A 15,968-nucleotide genomic window follows, 5' to 3' on the forward strand; every position below is an offset into this window, starting at 1 on the left:
CGGAAGCTAAGACCCACAGCGCCGATGGTACTGCACCCGGGAGGGTGTGGGAGAGTAGGTCACCGCCGGAACATCATTACAGGTCGAGGACCCCCAACCACAGGTTGGGGGTCCTCCCGCATTTAACACCCCAACCAATTTGGGGAAACTCCCAGCAGACTCCGGGGAAAGCACCGGCTCCAGCGGAACGTTCTCCGAGTTGGGATCGTTAGAATTCGACGGGGCTGGATTCCAAAAGACCAGCCGGCCGCTTTCGTTCTAAGGACACGTCAATGCCCGAGCGCACTATCGTCATCACCGGAGCCAGCGACGGCATCGGTGCCTCCGCCGCACGGACTTTCGCCCAGCAGGGGGACCGCGTGGTCGTCGTCGGGCGGTCCGCGGAGAAGACCGAGGCGATCGCGAAGGAAATCGGCGCCGACTTCTTTGTCAGCGACTTCGCCGAGCTCGCACAGGTACGCGCCCTGGCCGCGCAGCTGAAAGAGAAGTACCCGCGGATCGACGTCCTGGCGAACAACGCCGGCGGCATCATGGGGCCGCGCGAGCTCACCGTGGACGGCCACGAGAAAACCTTCCAGGTGAACCACCTGGCCCCGTTCCTGCTCACCACCCGGCTGATCGACGTTCTCACCGCCAGCCAGGCCACGGTCATCAACACCTCGAGCGTGGCGAATTCAATCTTCGGCAGACTGGACATCGACGACCTCGACGCGGCCCGGAGCTACTCCACCAACCGCGCCTACGGCAACGCCAAGCTCGCCAACATCCTCTTCACCACTGAGCTCCACAACCGCTACAACGCCGAGGGGATCTCGACGGCGGCCTTCCACCCCGGCGGCGTGGCCACGAACTTCGCGGCGGACTCCACGAGCCCCATGCGCTTCGCGTACAAGTCGTTCCTCAAGCGCTTCATGCTGACCCCGGACCAGGGCGCGGACACCCTTGTGTGGCTCGCCAACGCCACCCCGGGCCACGACTGGATCTCGGGCACCTACTACGCGAAGCGGACGCTCTCCAAGGCCAACAAGCAGGCCTACGACGCCGGCCTGGCCAAGGCGCTGTGGCAGCGCAGCGAAGCGATGGTGGCCCGGGACAGCGACAAGCTGGACCCCCGGCAGTAATTCACCAGGGCGGAGCCTCACGGGAAACGGCGAATCGGTGGGGTAGCATATTCCTGCCCCTCGCCGACACGCGGCCGAGGGCTTCTGTTTGGGGGAGTGCTGTCCACCGTGCGCCTGAAGAAATTGCTTGTCTCGTCCCTGGCGGTAACCGCCGTCGTTCTGAGCGCCACGGCCGTGCCGGCATCTGCCGCGCCCGCGCCGAAGTCGTACAAGAACTGCACGGAGCTGAACAAGGTCTACCCGCACGGCGTCGGCCGCGCCGGCGCCCGCGACAAGACCAGCGGAAAGCCGGTCACCAACTTCCGCGTCGACAACACGCTCTACAGCTACAACGACGGCGGTGCGCGCCACTGGGGCGAGTACGACCTCGGCCGTGACAACGACGGCATCGCCTGCGAAAAGCGCTAGAGCGGGGACCCCGCCGGGACCCCGACTTCTGGGGCTCCTGGGGCGGGCCGGGACGATCCAACGAAGTGCCAAAAACGGCCGCTAAGCCATGATGCTTAGCGGCCGTTTGCGTCCAATGGCGGAGTGCGGCGGAGTGTGGCGGCGTCAATGCGCTCCGACCGGGCAACGCCCGGCAACAGGGGCACACGCAGGGTCACCGCCCGGCGTCGACCTTGTCCAGGGCGGTGAGGGCGCTCTCCATGGTCCCGGCGAGGTCGCTGGCCGGGGCCGGCTTCGCGAACAGGTAGCCCTGCAGGGAGTCGCAGCCGCGGTCCATGAGGTACTTGGCCTGCGACGGGGTCTCGATGCCTTCCGCCGTGACCTTCAGGCCCAGGGCGTGCGCGGCGTTGACCATGGTGCCGAAGAACGGGAGCTGTTCCTGGCCCGTCTTGATCATGGCCACGAAGGAACGGTCGATCTTGACCATGTCCAGGGGCAGTTCCCGGAGCCGGCCGAGCGTGGAGTATCCGGTGCCGAAATCGTCCATCGCAATCCGGACGCCGGCCTCCCGCAGGTGACGCAGCTGCCCCATCACGTCCGAGGACGCATCGAAGAACACGCTTTCCGTCAGCTCAAGCGTCAGCTGGTGCGGGTCAACGCCGGTGGACGCGGCAATCGCGAGCACGTCCGTGGCGAAGTCCCGGTGCTGGAACTGCAGGCCCGAGACGTTCACCGCGACGCTGTACGCGGCGTCGCCGGCCAGCCAGGGCCGGATCTCGGCGCAGGCGCGACGCAGGACCTCATCGCCGATCTCGCGGATGAGACCGCTTTGCTCCGCGACGGGCAGGAACTGGTTGGGCGGCACCAGCCGGCCGTGCCGTTCCCACCGCGCGAACGCTTCGAACTGCACTACCGAGCCGATGCCGGGGGACACCACGGGCTGGTAATGCACGGAGATCTGGCCGAGCTCGACGGCGCGGCGGAGCCCGGTCTCGCCGTCGGCCTTGTGGGCCGCGGTGTTCAGCATCTCCGGCCGGAACCGCAGCCAGTTGTCCTTTCCGGCCGCCTTGACCGCGGTCATGGCGGCGTCGGCCTGCCGCAGCAGTTCGGCCCCGTCCAAGGTTTGAGCGGACTTGGACGCCAGGCCCATGCTCACGCCGGGCCGGACCATGGTGCCGCCGACGCGCAGCGGCTGGTGCAGGGCCTCGGTGATCCGCTTGGCCACGGCGTCGGCGTTGAGGCATTCGGTCAGGAGCACCGCGAATTCGTCGCCGTCCAGCCGGGCCACAGTGTCATGCGGGCGGACGCAGTTACGCAGCCGGCTCGCGACCTCCACCAGCAGCTCATCGGCCGCCGAGCGTCCCAGCATGTCGTTGAGGTGCTTGAAGTCATCGATGTCCAGCAGCAGGACGTCCACAGGATCCGGCCGGCGCAGCGCCGCGGCGAGCCGCTCGTTGAAGAACGGACCGTTGGGCAGCGCGGTGAGCGGATCGCGGAGAGACCCGGCCTTGAGTTCGTCGTCGTGCCCGACGAACGCCGCGGGAGCCGCCCCCGCCGCCCGTGCGGCGCCCGGAGCGCCCGCAGCACTAGGGGTACGACGGCGGAAGTCGCCGCTGAGCGAACTGCCGGCGCTGCCGTGCGTCGCGCCGCCGAGGGAAGCACCGCGGTGGGCGGCACTGCTGGGGGTGGCTCCGGCCGCCGAGCCGGTGCCTGCATTCCGGTGGCCGGCGTCGCGGACCGCGAGGGCGACGGAGGTTCCGGTGTCGGCCGCTGCTGCCGGGGCGGGGACCAGCGAGCACGTGATTTCGACCTGGAGTTCGGTGCCGTCGGCCCGGCGCCCGGAGCCGGCGAACGGAGCGTGGGGACTGGGGGCCGCAGCCAGCCCGGCCAGGACGCCGTGGAATTCCTCCCGGGAGGACTCGGCCAGGAGCAGGCTGTGGTCCGCACCGAGGAGTTGCGCGCGGGAATAGCCGAAGAGCCGCTCCGCTGCCGTGTTGAGGAAGGAAATGGATCCGTCCCGGCCGACCAGCAGCAGGGCGTCCGGGCTGTACTCCAACAGTTGCTGTGCGAAACCGGCTTCCACGATGTTTGACTGCCCCCCAGGCGACGGATGATGAGAGCGGGTGCCCGGCGGAGAACCGGGCGCGCTGCGCTCACTGAATCATATGCGGTGCGTGCCCGCCGAGGGCGGTGGGCATCATGCCGCGAGCGAATGTGTCGAAAGTGCTGAATCGGGCAGAAGTGCCGCGCACCAACAGCCCGGCGGACCGCGGCGCACCGGCTACCCGGGCAGCGGTACGCCCTCCAGTTCCGCGATGGCCGCCACCGAGTTGCGGACCGCCCGCTCCCTGGCCGCGGCGGGCTCGGGGCGGGAGAAGAGGAACCCCTGCAGGGCATCGCAGCCGTGGTCCATGAGGTAGCGGGCCTGGGCCGGCGTCTCGATGCCTTCGGCCGTGACCTTCAGCCCCAGGCTGTGGGCCATATGGATCATCGAGGTGAGGATGGGCAGCTTTTCGGTGCCCGTCTGCAGCATGGACACAAAGGACTTGTCGACCTTGACGACGTCCACGGGCAGATCCTGCAACCGGCCCAGCGAGGAATAGCCGGTCCCGAAGTCGTCCAGGGCCACGCGGATGCCGGCCTCGCGCAGGGTCTCGAGCTGGCCGATCACGTGGGAGTGGGCATCGAAGAACACACTCTCGGTCACTTCCAGCACCAGCTGGTGCGGGTCCACGCCGCTCCAGGCCGCAATGTCCAGGACGCGTTCGGCGAAGTCCCGGTGCTGCAGCTGCACGCCCGAGACGTTGACGGCCACGCTCCGGAACGGATCCTCGGCTAGCCACGGCGCGAGCTCGGTGCAGCTGCGCCGCAGGACCTCGGCCCCGATCTCCCGGATCAGGCCGCTGCGTTCGGCCGTCTCGATGAAATCGTCCGGCGGGATCAGCTCGCCGTCCCATTCCCAACGGGCCAGCGCCTCGAACTGCACGACGTCGAGCCGGTCGCTGGAGATGACCGGCTGGTAGTGGACCATGATCTGCCCCAGCTCCACCGCGCGCCGCAGCCCGGCCGTGAGCTGGGTGCGTTCCAGCAGCGCGGCGAGCATCTCCGGCCTGAAGTGCACATAGCAGTTCTTGCCAGCCTCCTTGGCCGCGTACATGGCCAGGTCCGCCTGTCGCAGCAGCTCCGAGGACGTCTCCGTCCCGGCGTCCCGCGAGGCCACGCCCAGGCTCAGGCCGGGCCGCATGAGCGTGCCTTCGATGGAGACGGGGGCATTCAGAGTGCTGACCACCCGCTGGGCCACGCCGTCGGCGTCCCGGCAGCCGACCAGCAGCACGACAAACTCGTCGCCGCCCAGCCGGGCGACGGTGCCGTGCGGGCCCACACAGTTCTGGAGCCGGCGGGAGATCTCCACGAGCATCTCGTCGCCGGCATGGTGGCCCAGGACGTCGTTGACTTCCTTGAAGTCGTCCAGGTCCAGGAGCAGGACGTGCACAGGGTCCGGCGTGAGCAGCGCCGCCGCGGCCCGCTCATTGAAGAGCATCCGGTTGGCCAACCCCGTGAGCGGGTCCTGGAAGGCCAGCTCCTTGAGCTTTCCGGCCTGCTCGGCCAGTTCCTCCATGGCGCGGCGGGCCTGGTCCTGGGCGCGCCGGCGCGAGGTGATGTCGCGGAAATTCCAGATCCGTCCCACGATCCTGTCCGCCACCTTCTGCGGGCGCGAGTGCAGCTCCACGGTGCGGCCGTCGGCGAACTCCAGGACGTCGTGGCTCTGCATCACCGTGTCCGCGTAGAGTGCTGACACCTTTTGCAGGAAGTAGTCGGGATCGGCCAGTTGGTCGGCGATGAACCGGACCAGCGCGGTGGGGTCTTCGGCCGCGATCAGCTCCGGCGGCATGCCCCACATCTTCAGGTATTGGTCGTTGATCCCGGTGATCTGGCCCTCGCTGGAGACCACGACGATACCGTCCGACGTCGTCTCCAGCGTGGCGTCCAGGAGGGAGACCGCCAGCCGCCGACCGGCGTCGGGGTCGTTGCGGTGATCGGCGTCCCGGACGGCGACCGCCATGGCGGTGCCGGCGTCGACCGTCACGAGCGAGCACGTGATCTCCACGGGGAGTTCCGTCCCGTCCCGGCGGCGTCCGACGGCGGCGAACGGCCGGCTTCCGGCCCGGCTCTTCCGGCCCAGCCGGCCAAAGACCCGCAGGAAGCCGCCGCTGCCTTCCTCCGTGAGCAGGACGGCGTGGTCCACGCCCAGCAGTTCTTCACGTGGAAAGCCGAACAGGCGTTCCGCAGCCGAATTCACGAAGGCGATGGTGCCGTCCGCAGTCAACAGCAGAAACGCATCAGGACCCTGCTCCAGCAGGGCTTCACCAAACCCAGTTCCCACGACGATACCGGCCCCCAAAGCGACGGAAGTTCATAGAGCGATGATGTTCCCGGCCAAGGTGCCAGGGTCAATGCGTTTCACTGCATCATAGGGTCGTTCGGCCCAATGTCCAGTACATCTGTCCAGTACATTCCAGTACGTTTGTCCAGTTCATCCGTCCGGCACATCGGACCGGTGATTTGCCGGTCACCGGTGACCGGGGACTCGGTCGCCCCGCAGTGCGGCGATGGCCCGGGCCGCCTGCTCCAGTCCCTGCTGCAGCCCGGACTCCGGCTGCGGGCCCGAAAACAGGAAGCCCTGCAGGGAATCGCAACGCAGCTTCATGAGGTACTCGGCCTGCGCGGACGTTTCCACGCCCTCGGCGGTGACGGTGAGTCCCAGGCCGTGGGCCATGCCGATCATGGCGTTGAGGATGGGTAGCTGTTCCGCGCCGGTGCGGATCATGGACACGAACGACTGGTCGATCTTCAGTGTGTCCACCGGCAGGCCCTGAAGCCGCCCGAGCGAGGAGAACCCGGTGCCGAAGTCATCGAGCGCCACGCGGACGCCGGCCGTGCGCAGGTTCATGAGCTGGCGGATGACGTGGCAGTCGTCGTCGAAGAACACGCTTTCCGTGACTTCCACGACCAGTTGGCGCGCGTCCACCCCGCAGGACTCCGCCACGGCCAGCACCAGTTCGGCAAAGTCCCCATGCTGGAGCTGGACGCCGGAGACGTTCACGGCCAGGGACCGGGAGGCGTCCTCATCCAGCCAGGGCTTGAGCTCGGTGCAGCCGCGCAGCAGGACCTCGGTTCCGATCTCGACGATGAGGCCGCTGCGTTCCGCCGCCGGAATGAAATCCTTGGGCGAAACCAACGCCCCGTCACGCACCCAGCGGGCCAGCGCCTCGACCTTGACCACGGTTCCGCGGTCCGCCGAGACGATCGGCTGGTAGTGCACGGCAATCTGCCCGTTGTCCACCGCCAGCCGCAGACCGGCCTCGAGATCGTTGCGGTCCACCAGGGCCTTCATCATCTCTGGCCGGAAGCGCATGTACCGGTTCTTGCCGGCGGCCTTGGCGGCATACATCGCGACGTCGGCACGGCGCAGAAGCTCGGAGGCGTCCACGGCGTCCTCGCTGATCGAGGCGAGCCCCAGGCTGAGGCTGGGCCGCAGCATGGTGCCATCAATCCACACGGGCACCCGCAGCGAGTCGACGATCCTGGCGGCGACGGCCTCGGGATCCAGCGAGCCGACCAGCAGCACCACGAATTCGTCGCCGCCCAGGCGGGCCACGACGTCGCTCGGCCGGACGCACGTCCGGAGCCGCCGGCCCACCTCAATGAGCATCTGGTCCCCGGCGTGGTGGCCCAGGATGTCATTGACTTCCTTGAAGTCGTCCAGGTCCAAAAGCAGGACGTCCACGGCGGTGCCACACGGGCCTGCGAGGGCGCTGCCGAGGCTGTCGTTGAACTGCTGCCGGTTGGACAGGCCGGTCAATCCGTCCCGGAACGCCAGCGCCTTGAGCTGGGCGGACTGCTCGGCGAGGTCGGCCATGGCCCGGGCAATCCGGTCCTGGGCCACTTTGGCCGCGGTCACATCGCGGAAGCTCCACACGCGTCCGACCACGTGGTCCGCGACCTTCTGCGGGCGGGAATAGCGTTCAAACGTCCGGCCGTCACGGAATTCCAGGACGTCGTGGCTTTCCGCCAGTGGATCGGCGTAGAGGGCCACGACCTTTTCGGCGAACTGGGCGGGATCCTGCAACTGGTCCAGGACGAAGCCCATGACGGCTTCATCGTCCCGGCTGGCCAGCAAGTCCCGCGGGATGCCCCACATGGTGAGGAACCGGTTGTTGACCCCGGCGATCTCGCCCTCGTTGCTGACCACCAGGATGCCGTCGGCAGTGGATTCTAGCGTCGCGCTCAGCAGCGACATCGCCTCGCGGAGTCCGTCGTCGGTCTCCGCGCGGTGCGAGGTGTCGCGGATCGCGACAATCATGCCGGCCGTCCGGGCGTCGGCGTCGGCGTCGGTTCCGCCGGCGGCACCGGGGTAAGCCGCGGCATCCGTGACGACGAGGGAGCAGGCCACCTCGGCCTGGAACTCTGTGCCGTCCCGCCGCAGCCCGTAGACCTCCATCGGCACGTGGGCAGCAGCAGAGGCAACGGCAGTTTCGGCGTCTGCGGCGGCTGTGCTGTCCGCTTCACGGCGGAGGGTGAAGAACATCCGCTGGAACCCGTTCCTGAACCCCTCGGCGAGGAGCATGCGGTGGTCCAGGCCCGCGAGCTCCCCGCGGGAGTACCCGAACATGCGCTCCGCGGCGGCGTTGACCATCCTGATGGTGCCGTCCTCGGCCAGCACGAGCAGGGCGTCGGGGCAGGATTCCACCAGATCCCCGTACTGTGGGGCCTTGCCGGATGCTCCCTCCGGGTTCGACGGCGCCGTCACGCGGTTACCGACCTGCACATCTGAGACCAATCAGTCATTTAGAACCCTCCCATCGGGAAATCATAGGCGTCCTGACGGTCCCGGAGGTGTCACCACGAGCGCAGGGCGGGTCCGGTCCCCGTTGGCCCTGCCTCCAACCCCGGGTTTCGTGCCACCAACCTTCGGGTTGCTCTATCACTAATGGTGCTTAAAACCCCTGTTTAGCAGCCTTAAGTGATAGGGCAACGAGAGGGGAGCGGGCAACGAGGGGGGAGCGGGTGACGGCCTTGTAATGGCCCACGAGCTCGGCCCCGAGGGCGGACCATGTCCTGCCTTGAACCGAGGCATGTGCGGCCTGGGCGAACGCGCGGCGCTTGGCGTCGTCGCCCATCAGGTCCATCACGCGGGCCCGGAGCCCGGCGAGGTCGCCGGGCTCGTAGAGCCAGCCGGTCCGCGAATTCTCCACGAGGTCCAGCGGCCCGCCCCGGCCGGTGGCCACCACTGGCACCCCGGAAGCCATGGCCTCCTGGATGGTCTGGCAGAAGGTCTCGAACTCGCCGGGGTGCACGAAGAGGTCGAAGGACGCCACCGCCCGGGCCAGTTCGTCGCCGCCGAGGAACCCGGTGAAGACGGCGTCCGGCAGGGCAGCTGCCAGGGCCGCCCGCTGGGGCCCGTCGCCGACGATCACCAGCCGGGTTCCGGGGACATCCGCCAACACCGCCAGATCCTCCACCTGTTTCTCGGCCGCCAGCCGGCCGACGTAGCCGATCAGGCGCTCGCCGCCGGGGGCTACGGATGCCCGCCAGCCGGCGTCGCGCTTCTCCGGGGTGAACCGCTGCGTGTCCACGCCGCGCCGCCACATGTCCACGCGTGGAATGCCGCGGCCGCGGAGCTGGTTGAGCGCGAAGGTGGAGGGGACCAGGGTGCGGGAGGCCAGCAGGTGGATGTGTTCCACCCGGTTCCAGGCCCAGTTCTCCAGGAACGGGACGCCGTAGCGCGAAGCGTAGCCGGGCACCTCGGTCTGGTAGATCGCGACGGTCGGGATGCCGAGCTGGTGAGCGGCCTGCGCTGCACGCCAGCCGAGCACGAACGGGGACGCGAGGTGGACGACGTCGGGCGCGTAGTCGGCAAGGATTCGCTTGACCCGATACACACCGCCCAACGCCACCCGCACATTCGCATAGCCGGCCAGCGGGACCGAGGGGAGCCGATGCACGTGGGCGCCATAGACCTCGTCCGGGACGTCTGTGTCCTGCGTGGACGGCGCGATCACGAGGACCTCATCCCCGCGCTCCTGCAGATGCTCCAGCACGCGCAGGATCGAGTGGGTAACTCCGTTCATGAGCGGCAGGAATGATTCGGCGACGATTGCGATCCTCACCCCTCCACGGTGAGGGCGCTGCCTTGCGGCGCGGGGGAGCAGGCGTTGCCGGCAGGGGAAGACTGGGTTAACAGGTGGGCACGGTCAGTCGAGCGCCGCGAGCAACGGGGCGAGGCTCAGAGAGGCGGCCGACGGCGAAAGGGGCCGACGGCGGGAGCGTGCGGCTAAGAGGGCGCGAATCATCGAGGCCATGTGTTCACGGCACACTCCGACTCAACGGCGGTGCCGGACGGCATGGCGGAAGGACGGGCTACAGCGGATCGGGCCAGTTGCCGACCGGGCCGCGGGCTTGCATGCCGGAACCACTTACGAACCTGGCAGCCGGCCCGAGACGCTCACGCATATTGCCTTCCATCTGAAATACCTCCAGAGGCGACGGAACTTCAGAATACGCCCGTCGCCTCCTAGCGTCCAGAGGCCGTCAGTCTGGTTTGAGAACGTCCGGAAGCTCGTCCACAAAGACGGTCTGGGGCGGCTCAAAATAGATGACCAGGACCTGCTCGCCCACGGCGAAGACGCTGGTTTTGTCGAACGGGTGAGCATGGAACGCGCTGGTTCCGCCGCGGACCGGCAGCATGACCTCGCCGATGGTGCCCGGGCCGATCCGTCCGGTGACGCGCCCAATCTTTCCGGTCAGGCTCCGGTCAACATCCTTATGCATCAATATCCCAGTGCATCAAAACCCCTGTGCATCAAAACCTCTGATTCCCGCACGCATGCCGGCCCTACGCTTCCGGAGCCTTCCCGTCCCGTTTGTGGGCGTCCCGGCCGTTCTTGAGCGCGGTGGAGAGCGCCGGAAGGTAGTCGCCCACCTGTGCCAAAATCCCGCCGATCATCCGGTTGACCCCTTCGCCGCCATTGAGCACGGTCATCTGGCCGACGTGCGCAAAAGGCTCGGCTGCGGCCGCCACGATGGCCGGCATGTTTTCGGCGAGCTGCTGGGAGATAACGGCGTCCTGGTTGGTTCCGAGCGCCTCCGCACGGGCCTTGATGCCGTCAGCCTCGGCCAGCGCCTTGGCCTTGATGGCGGAGGCGGCGGCATCGCCGCGCGCCTTCGTGGCGGCGGCCTCGGCCTCACCCGTGACCTTGGTGGCGCCGGCTGCAGCCGCCGCGGCGTTGGCGTTTGCCTGGGCCTGCAGCTCGGTCCGGCGCGCATTGGCCTGGGCCTCAAGCTCGGTGCGCCGGGCCAGTGCCTCGGCGGCGCTGATGTCCGCGGCTTTCTGGCCTTCGGCATCGGTGCGCTTGGCGTAGGCCCTCGCGTCGGCGGGCTTGCGGACGGTGGTCTGGAGCTTCTGTTCCTCCCGGTCGGCCTCGAGCTTCGCCACCTCGGTTTCCTGGACCACCACCTGCTGGCGCGCCGAGGCATCGGCCAGGGGCCCGGCCTGGGCCGCGTTCGCCTTGGCCCGCTCGGCATTGGCCTGCGCCACGGACTGCCGGATCGCGGACAAACTCTGGGCGTCGGCGATCATGGCCTCGGCCTCTGCTTCCTTTTCCGCCGCCTCGCGGTTCCGGGTGGCCTCCGCGATGCGGGCCTCCATCTTGACCATGGCGATGTGCGGCTTGGCGATGTTCTGGATGTAGCCGGTGGGGTCCTGGAGGTCCTTGATCTGCAGCGAGTCGACCACAAGCCCCAGCTTCTCCATTTCGACGCCGCTGGCGCTGCGGACCTGGGAGGCCAGCTTGTCGCGCTCCCGGATGATTTCCTCAACCGTCATGCTGCCGATGATGGAGCGAAGATGGCCTTCAAAGACGTTGTAGACCTGGCTTTCCATCTTGGGCTGCTGGCCCAGGAACCGCCGTGCGGCGTTGGCGATGAACGGCGGGGCATCCCCGATCTTGTAGATGACCACGCCGTCAACAATGACCTGGATGCCCTGGGAGGTCACACAGGAGACCTTGAGCTCGGTTTCATTCAGCGTCAGGGACAGCGGCCGCACGGTCTGGAGCCCCGGGAGCACCAGGGCCCCCTTGCCCGTGACGATCTTGAAGTCCATGCCCTCCCGGGTTTCCAGCGTGCCGCGCGTCAGCCCGGAGATGATGAGGGCCTCGTTCGGTTCAGCCACCTTCCACATCAGTTTTGTTGCCACCCAGATGACGCCGATGACCACGACCGCCCCGAGGATGATCGAAATGAGCGGGTAGAAAGCTGACAAGTCCTGCATTACCAGGTCCCTTCACGGTGGTGGAAAAGGTGTAAAAGCAAAGCCCCAAACGATGCTGCTGGTAGTCCCCGGCCGGCCTGGAAAGCAGGAACTGCGACGCCGCCCAGCCAGCCGTTGTACACAGTCTGTGGTGCTACCTGCCGGTAAGTCCAGCAATTCGACGATGTCCGGGCATGCGCCCCAGCCCCGGCGCTGCCGAAAGCCCCTGTTGGGGCGGCCGCCGCCGTGCCAACGTGGTGTAGCGTGCCAGCATGGAATAGCACAAGCGCGCAGGCGTGGGAGGGCGGGCAGCAGGTGTGCCGGGCCCGCGAAAGGGTGATGGGTGATGCGCGGCTCTCCTCTCGGGATGACACGGACGGCCGGGATGACCAGTATCGCGTGGGACATCTGGCGGGCCGGGCATGCCAGCCAGGACGCGATCGCCCGCCGGCAGCGGGACCGGCTCGCGGCGCTCGTTGACCACGCGCGGTCGGCGTCGCCCTTTTACCGCAAGCTATACCGGGACGTCCCTGAGACGCCCGCGGACCTGCTCACGAATCTGCGGGAGCTGCCTCCCGTGGGCAAGCGCGAGCTCATGGAGAACTTCGATGACTGGGTGACCGACCCCCACATCACCCTCGCCGGACTGAAGGCGGACCTCCTTGACGACCCCTCGCGCGTCGGCGGCTTCTACCGCGGGCAGTACCTTGTCCTGACGACGTCGGGGACCACCGGGGAGCCAGCGGTCCTGGTCCATGACCGGACCTCGTGGCTGGTGGCGAACCTCCTCGCCCGGATCCGCGAACGACGGACGATGGTGACGGCCGCGGAGACCCGGGCCTTCCTGCACCGGGGGCTGCGGGCGGCGGCACTGATCGCGGACGGGGACCATTTTGCCGGCGTCGTGCTCACCGAAACCGTGCGGCGCCGCAGCCCCACGATCGCGCGCCGCGTGCGCGTGTTCTCCGTGCTCCGGCCGCTCCCGGATCTCGTGGCGGAGCTCAACGAGTTCCAACCGACCATGCTCTACGGGTATCCGAGCGCCATGCTGCAACTGGCCGCCGAACAAAAGGCCGGACGGCTCAGGATCCGCCCGGTCCTGGCCGTCGCGTCCGGGGAAAGCCTCGCGGCCGCCGGAGCGGCGGAGATCGAAGCGGCCCTCGGCTGCCGCGCCACCGTGCGGTACCTGGCCTCGGAGGCGCTCGCCCTGACCAGCCGGTGCCGGCAGGGGCAGTTCCACGTCAACGCAGACTGGTACATCGTGGAGCCCGTGGACAGGACGTTCCAGCCCGTTCCGGCCGGTGAACTCTCCCACACGGTGTTGGTCACCAACCTGGCCAACCGGGTCCAGCCCCTCATCCGCTACAACCTGGGCGACCGGGTGCAGATGATTGCCGGCCAATGCGCGTGCGGCAGCCCGTTCCCCGCGCTTCGCGTCGAAGGCCGCAGCGGCGACGTGCTGGCCTTTGCCGCGGCAGACGGCGGAACGGTGACGGTCCTGCCGCTGGCGCTGGGCACGGTAATCGAGGAAACCGCCGGCGTCCGCCGCTTCCAGGCGATCCGCACCGGTATGCGGCAGCTGACCGTGAGGCTCGAGCTCTACCCGGAGGCCACGACGGCGGCCGTGCGGACCGCGGCACAGGAACGGTTGGGTGCGTTTTTCGCCGCCCAGGGCGCCGACGGCGTGGAGGTCCGGTTCGCCGACGAGCCGCCCCGTCCGGACCGCAGCGGCAAGTTCCGCGAGGTGTGGTCCGCCTGAGAGGTGTGACTGCTAATGCTGGTCGAGGATCCGCCGGGCGTCCTGCTGGGCCTGGAGCTCTTGCGCGGTGAGCGTCTGTCCCGCCAGGTAGCCCGCGTCGGCCATGATCCGGCGGAGCTCCGCGACCGTGCGCGGCGTCCGCACCCCGTGGTGTGCCATGGCGTGGCAGTTGGCGCAGAGCGGCACGAGGTCCGTGACGGGATCCAGTTCGTAGTTGCTGCGCAGCTGCGAGGCCGGGACCAAGTGGTGGACCGGGATGAAGTCCTTGCCGAGGTCCCCGTAGGCAATTTCAAAGGAGAACCCGCACACGGCGCAGCTGGTTCCGTGATGGGCCATGCATACGCGCTGCGCGTCCGGGCTGTGTTCGTACCGGTTTACTTCCACGCGGCTGACCGTTGCCGCCGGGACGGTGCCGGGCACGGTGTGGGTGGGGTCGGCTGCGGGCTGCCGGCCGTATTCGCTCCAGATCCCGTGGAGCAGCGGTTCGGCGGACGGTTCGACGGCGAGTCCGGAACCTTGAAGCGCTTCCCAGTCGATGCCCGGCACGGCGTCCGTGAGGGTCTCGAACGGGATCTGGTCTCCGGCGGCGAGGAGGGAATCGAATGCCACGCGGACGTAGAGAGGGGCAGCGGCCGGCGCTGCGTCCCCGGCGCCGGATGTTTGGGCGGCGGATGTTTGAAGGTCCGGCGCTTCACCGCCAAGTGTTTGACGGTCGGGGGCTGGAAAGCGGGGAGCCGGTCGCTCCGAGACGATGACGCCGTGGCCGATCAGGCCGCGCCCGTGGCGGCCCTGGAGTACGAGCCACGCCTCCGTGCCGGACGCGGCGTCCCCGCTTCCGACCTCCCAACTGGCCAGGAACCAGCCTGTGTCCGCGACTTCTTCCAGGACCGCCGGGTAGGTCCAGTTGTTCCGTTCGTCGGGGTTCCAGACGAGGATGATCGCGCTCATGTGCCCATTGTCCCAGTGCCGATTGTCCCAGTGCCGATCCTCGCAATGCCTATTTGTCGCAGTGCCCGCCACACCTCGCGCAAACTCAGCCCGGACTGCCGGCAGCAACCTTGACGCCCTCTGACGGCGCGGCCGGGCACGTAGCGTTGAGGGAGTCCTCGGCGATGGCTTCCATTTCGCGCAGGATACGGGTGGCCCCGGACTGGAGCGGTTGCGGGGGGTAGGCCACGGCCATGGCGAGCTGCCGCGTGCCGTCCGCGCTGGTCATGGCGATGGTGCCGTAGCCGGGCACGTCGCCGGGATGGCCGTAGTAGAAGTCGTTGGTGCAGAGGTCGTTCCAGCGCACGACGCCGAGGCCGTACCGGGCATAGAGAGGGCTCTGCATCTGCGTGATCGTGTCGGCCTTGAGCAGCCGGTCCTGCAGCAAGGCGCGGTAGAACGCATTCACATCCGCCATGGAGGACACCATGCCGCCGGCGGAGTTGTCGATCTGCGCCGCGGGATAGGTGACGTCGAGCCGTTTGCGGTCCAGCGTGATGTAGCCGTGGACCATATCCGAGGGCGGAAGTCCGGACGCCGTCATCTGGGTCCCGTCCAGGCCCAACGGCTCAATAATGTCGGTGCGGATCACTTCGCCGATCGGCCGGCCCCGCAGGCGTTCGACGATCAGCGCCAGGGCAATGTAGTTCGAGTTGGAGTACTCAAATCCCTGGGCCAACTTTGCCTGCCACGTGATCCGGCCCGCCATGGCCAGCAGGTCCGCCAGGCTCACCCTCGTGGTCAGCGCCTGCTGCACCGTGGCCGGATCGTACAAGGGGCCGTCCACGGACGGCATGCCGGAGCGATGCTGGAGCAGCTGGCGGACGGTCACGGGCCCCGGCGGGTGCATGACCTGGTCGAACTCCGGCAGGTACGTGCTGACCGGCGCGTCCAGCTGGAGCAGGCCCTCCTCGGCCAGCTTAAGCACGGACACCGCCACCATGGACTTAGTGATGCCGCCGATGTGGACAGGGTCCGTGATTTCAGTGCGGGAACCGCTGTCCAGGTTGCGGACGCCATACGCCGCGGACCACTCGTCCGCCCCCACACGGAGCTGGATGAGCACCGCGGGGGCGCCGCCGTCGAGCATTCGCTTGCTGAACTCTTCGAGCATGGTCCGGTAGACGGGGTCGGACGACGACGGCGGCTGCGCCGGCGGTTGCGGCCCGGGAGTGCACCCGCCCAGGGCGACCGTGAGCACGACGGCGACGCTTGCGGCCGTGAGCCGGAAGGATGATGCGCGAATCCAAGCCACCGACATGGCGGGTCCTTCTTGCGGGTCGGGTCTGTAGTCGGGGGCAGGAGGATGCCCCTGGCCGAGCACAGTCCTGACCCTTGTGATGGTCCTCAGCCGTGCCCCGGGCGACTAGAGCCATAAGTCACGGGCACACGGCAACGGCCG

11 protein-coding genes and 1 rRNA gene are annotated in these 15,968 nt (G+C 68.2%); 4 read left to right on the forward strand and 8 right to left on the reverse strand.

Features of this window, described 5'->3' with window-relative positions; all coding sequences use genetic code 11:
- The 3 genes from rrf to C9424_RS05570 form a co-directional block, all read left to right on the forward strand.
- Nucleotides 1–71: ribosomal RNA gene (gene rrf, locus C9424_RS22205) — 5S ribosomal RNA — on the forward strand; the annotation flags it as partial.
- Nucleotides 72–272: 201 nt separating this feature from the next.
- Nucleotides 273–1,121 carry an SDR family NAD(P)-dependent oxidoreductase gene (locus tag C9424_RS05565; RefSeq protein ID WP_116765926.1) on the forward strand — a complete coding sequence of 283 codons (849 nt, stop codon included), beginning with the start codon at nt 273–275 and terminating at the stop codon, nt 1,119–1,121.
- A 96-nt stretch (nt 1,122–1,217) separates the two neighbouring features.
- Nucleotides 1,218–1,529: an excalibur calcium-binding domain-containing protein gene (locus tag C9424_RS05570; protein WP_237563314.1), complete on the forward strand. Its 312-nt coding sequence runs from the start codon at nt 1,218–1,220 to the stop codon at nt 1,527–1,529.
- 193 nt (nt 1,530–1,722) lie between these two features.
- On the opposite strand, the gene C9424_RS05575 is transcribed toward C9424_RS05570, so the two are convergent.
- From C9424_RS05575 to C9424_RS05600, 6 genes are all read right to left on the reverse strand, one after another.
- A complete protein-coding gene (locus C9424_RS05575; protein ID WP_202615784.1) occupies nt 1,723–3,591 on the reverse strand; it encodes a putative bifunctional diguanylate cyclase/phosphodiesterase in 1,869 nt (622 codons plus the stop codon).
- Between the two features lie 198 nt (nt 3,592–3,789).
- Complete coding sequence (locus C9424_RS05580) at nt 3,790–5,892, reverse strand: putative bifunctional diguanylate cyclase/phosphodiesterase (RefSeq protein WP_237563315.1); 2,103 nt, start codon at nt 5,890–5,892, stop codon at nt 3,790–3,792.
- 186 nt (nt 5,893–6,078) lie between these two features.
- Nucleotides 6,079–8,349, reverse strand: coding sequence for a sensor domain-containing protein (locus C9424_RS05585; protein ID WP_442862013.1), 2,271 nt, complete (start codon nt 8,347–8,349; stop codon nt 6,079–6,081).
- A 157-nt stretch (nt 8,350–8,506) separates the two neighbouring features.
- Nucleotides 8,507–9,679: a glycosyltransferase family 4 protein gene (locus tag C9424_RS05590; protein WP_116765928.1), complete on the reverse strand. Its 1,173-nt coding sequence runs from the start codon at nt 9,677–9,679 to the stop codon at nt 8,507–8,509.
- 421 nt (nt 9,680–10,100) lie between these two features.
- Nucleotides 10,101–10,340, reverse strand: a complete 240-nt coding sequence (locus tag C9424_RS05595) for a hypothetical protein (protein ID WP_116765929.1) — start codon at nt 10,338–10,340, stop codon at nt 10,101–10,103.
- Between the two features lie 64 nt (nt 10,341–10,404).
- Entirely contained in the window at nt 10,405–11,841 is a 1,437-nt protein-coding gene (locus C9424_RS05600) for a flotillin family protein (RefSeq protein WP_091250968.1), read from the reverse strand.
- A 364-nt stretch (nt 11,842–12,205) separates the two neighbouring features.
- Between C9424_RS05600 and C9424_RS05605 the strand changes: the two genes are divergently transcribed.
- Nucleotides 12,206–13,579: a phenylacetate--CoA ligase family protein gene (locus C9424_RS05605; RefSeq protein ID WP_237563316.1), complete on the forward strand. Its 1,374-nt coding sequence runs from the start codon at nt 12,206–12,208 to the stop codon at nt 13,577–13,579.
- Between the two features lie 12 nt (nt 13,580–13,591).
- Here the strand turns inward: C9424_RS05605 and C9424_RS05610 are convergent, their stop codons facing one another.
- Complete coding sequence (locus tag C9424_RS05610; protein WP_116765931.1) at nt 13,592–14,527, reverse strand: HNH endonuclease; 936 nt, start codon at nt 14,525–14,527, stop codon at nt 13,592–13,594.
- 85 nt (nt 14,528–14,612) lie between these two features.
- Nucleotides 14,613–15,827: a serine hydrolase domain-containing protein gene (locus tag C9424_RS05615; protein WP_116765932.1), complete on the reverse strand. Its 1,215-nt coding sequence runs from the start codon at nt 15,825–15,827 to the stop codon at nt 14,613–14,615.
- Between the last annotated feature and the right edge of the window lie 141 nt (nt 15,828–15,968).

The sequence above is a fragment of the Arthrobacter sp. H-02-3 genome, assembly GCF_003097355.1.
Taxonomy (GTDB): domain Bacteria; phylum Actinomycetota; class Actinomycetes; order Actinomycetales; family Micrococcaceae; genus Arthrobacter; species Arthrobacter humicola.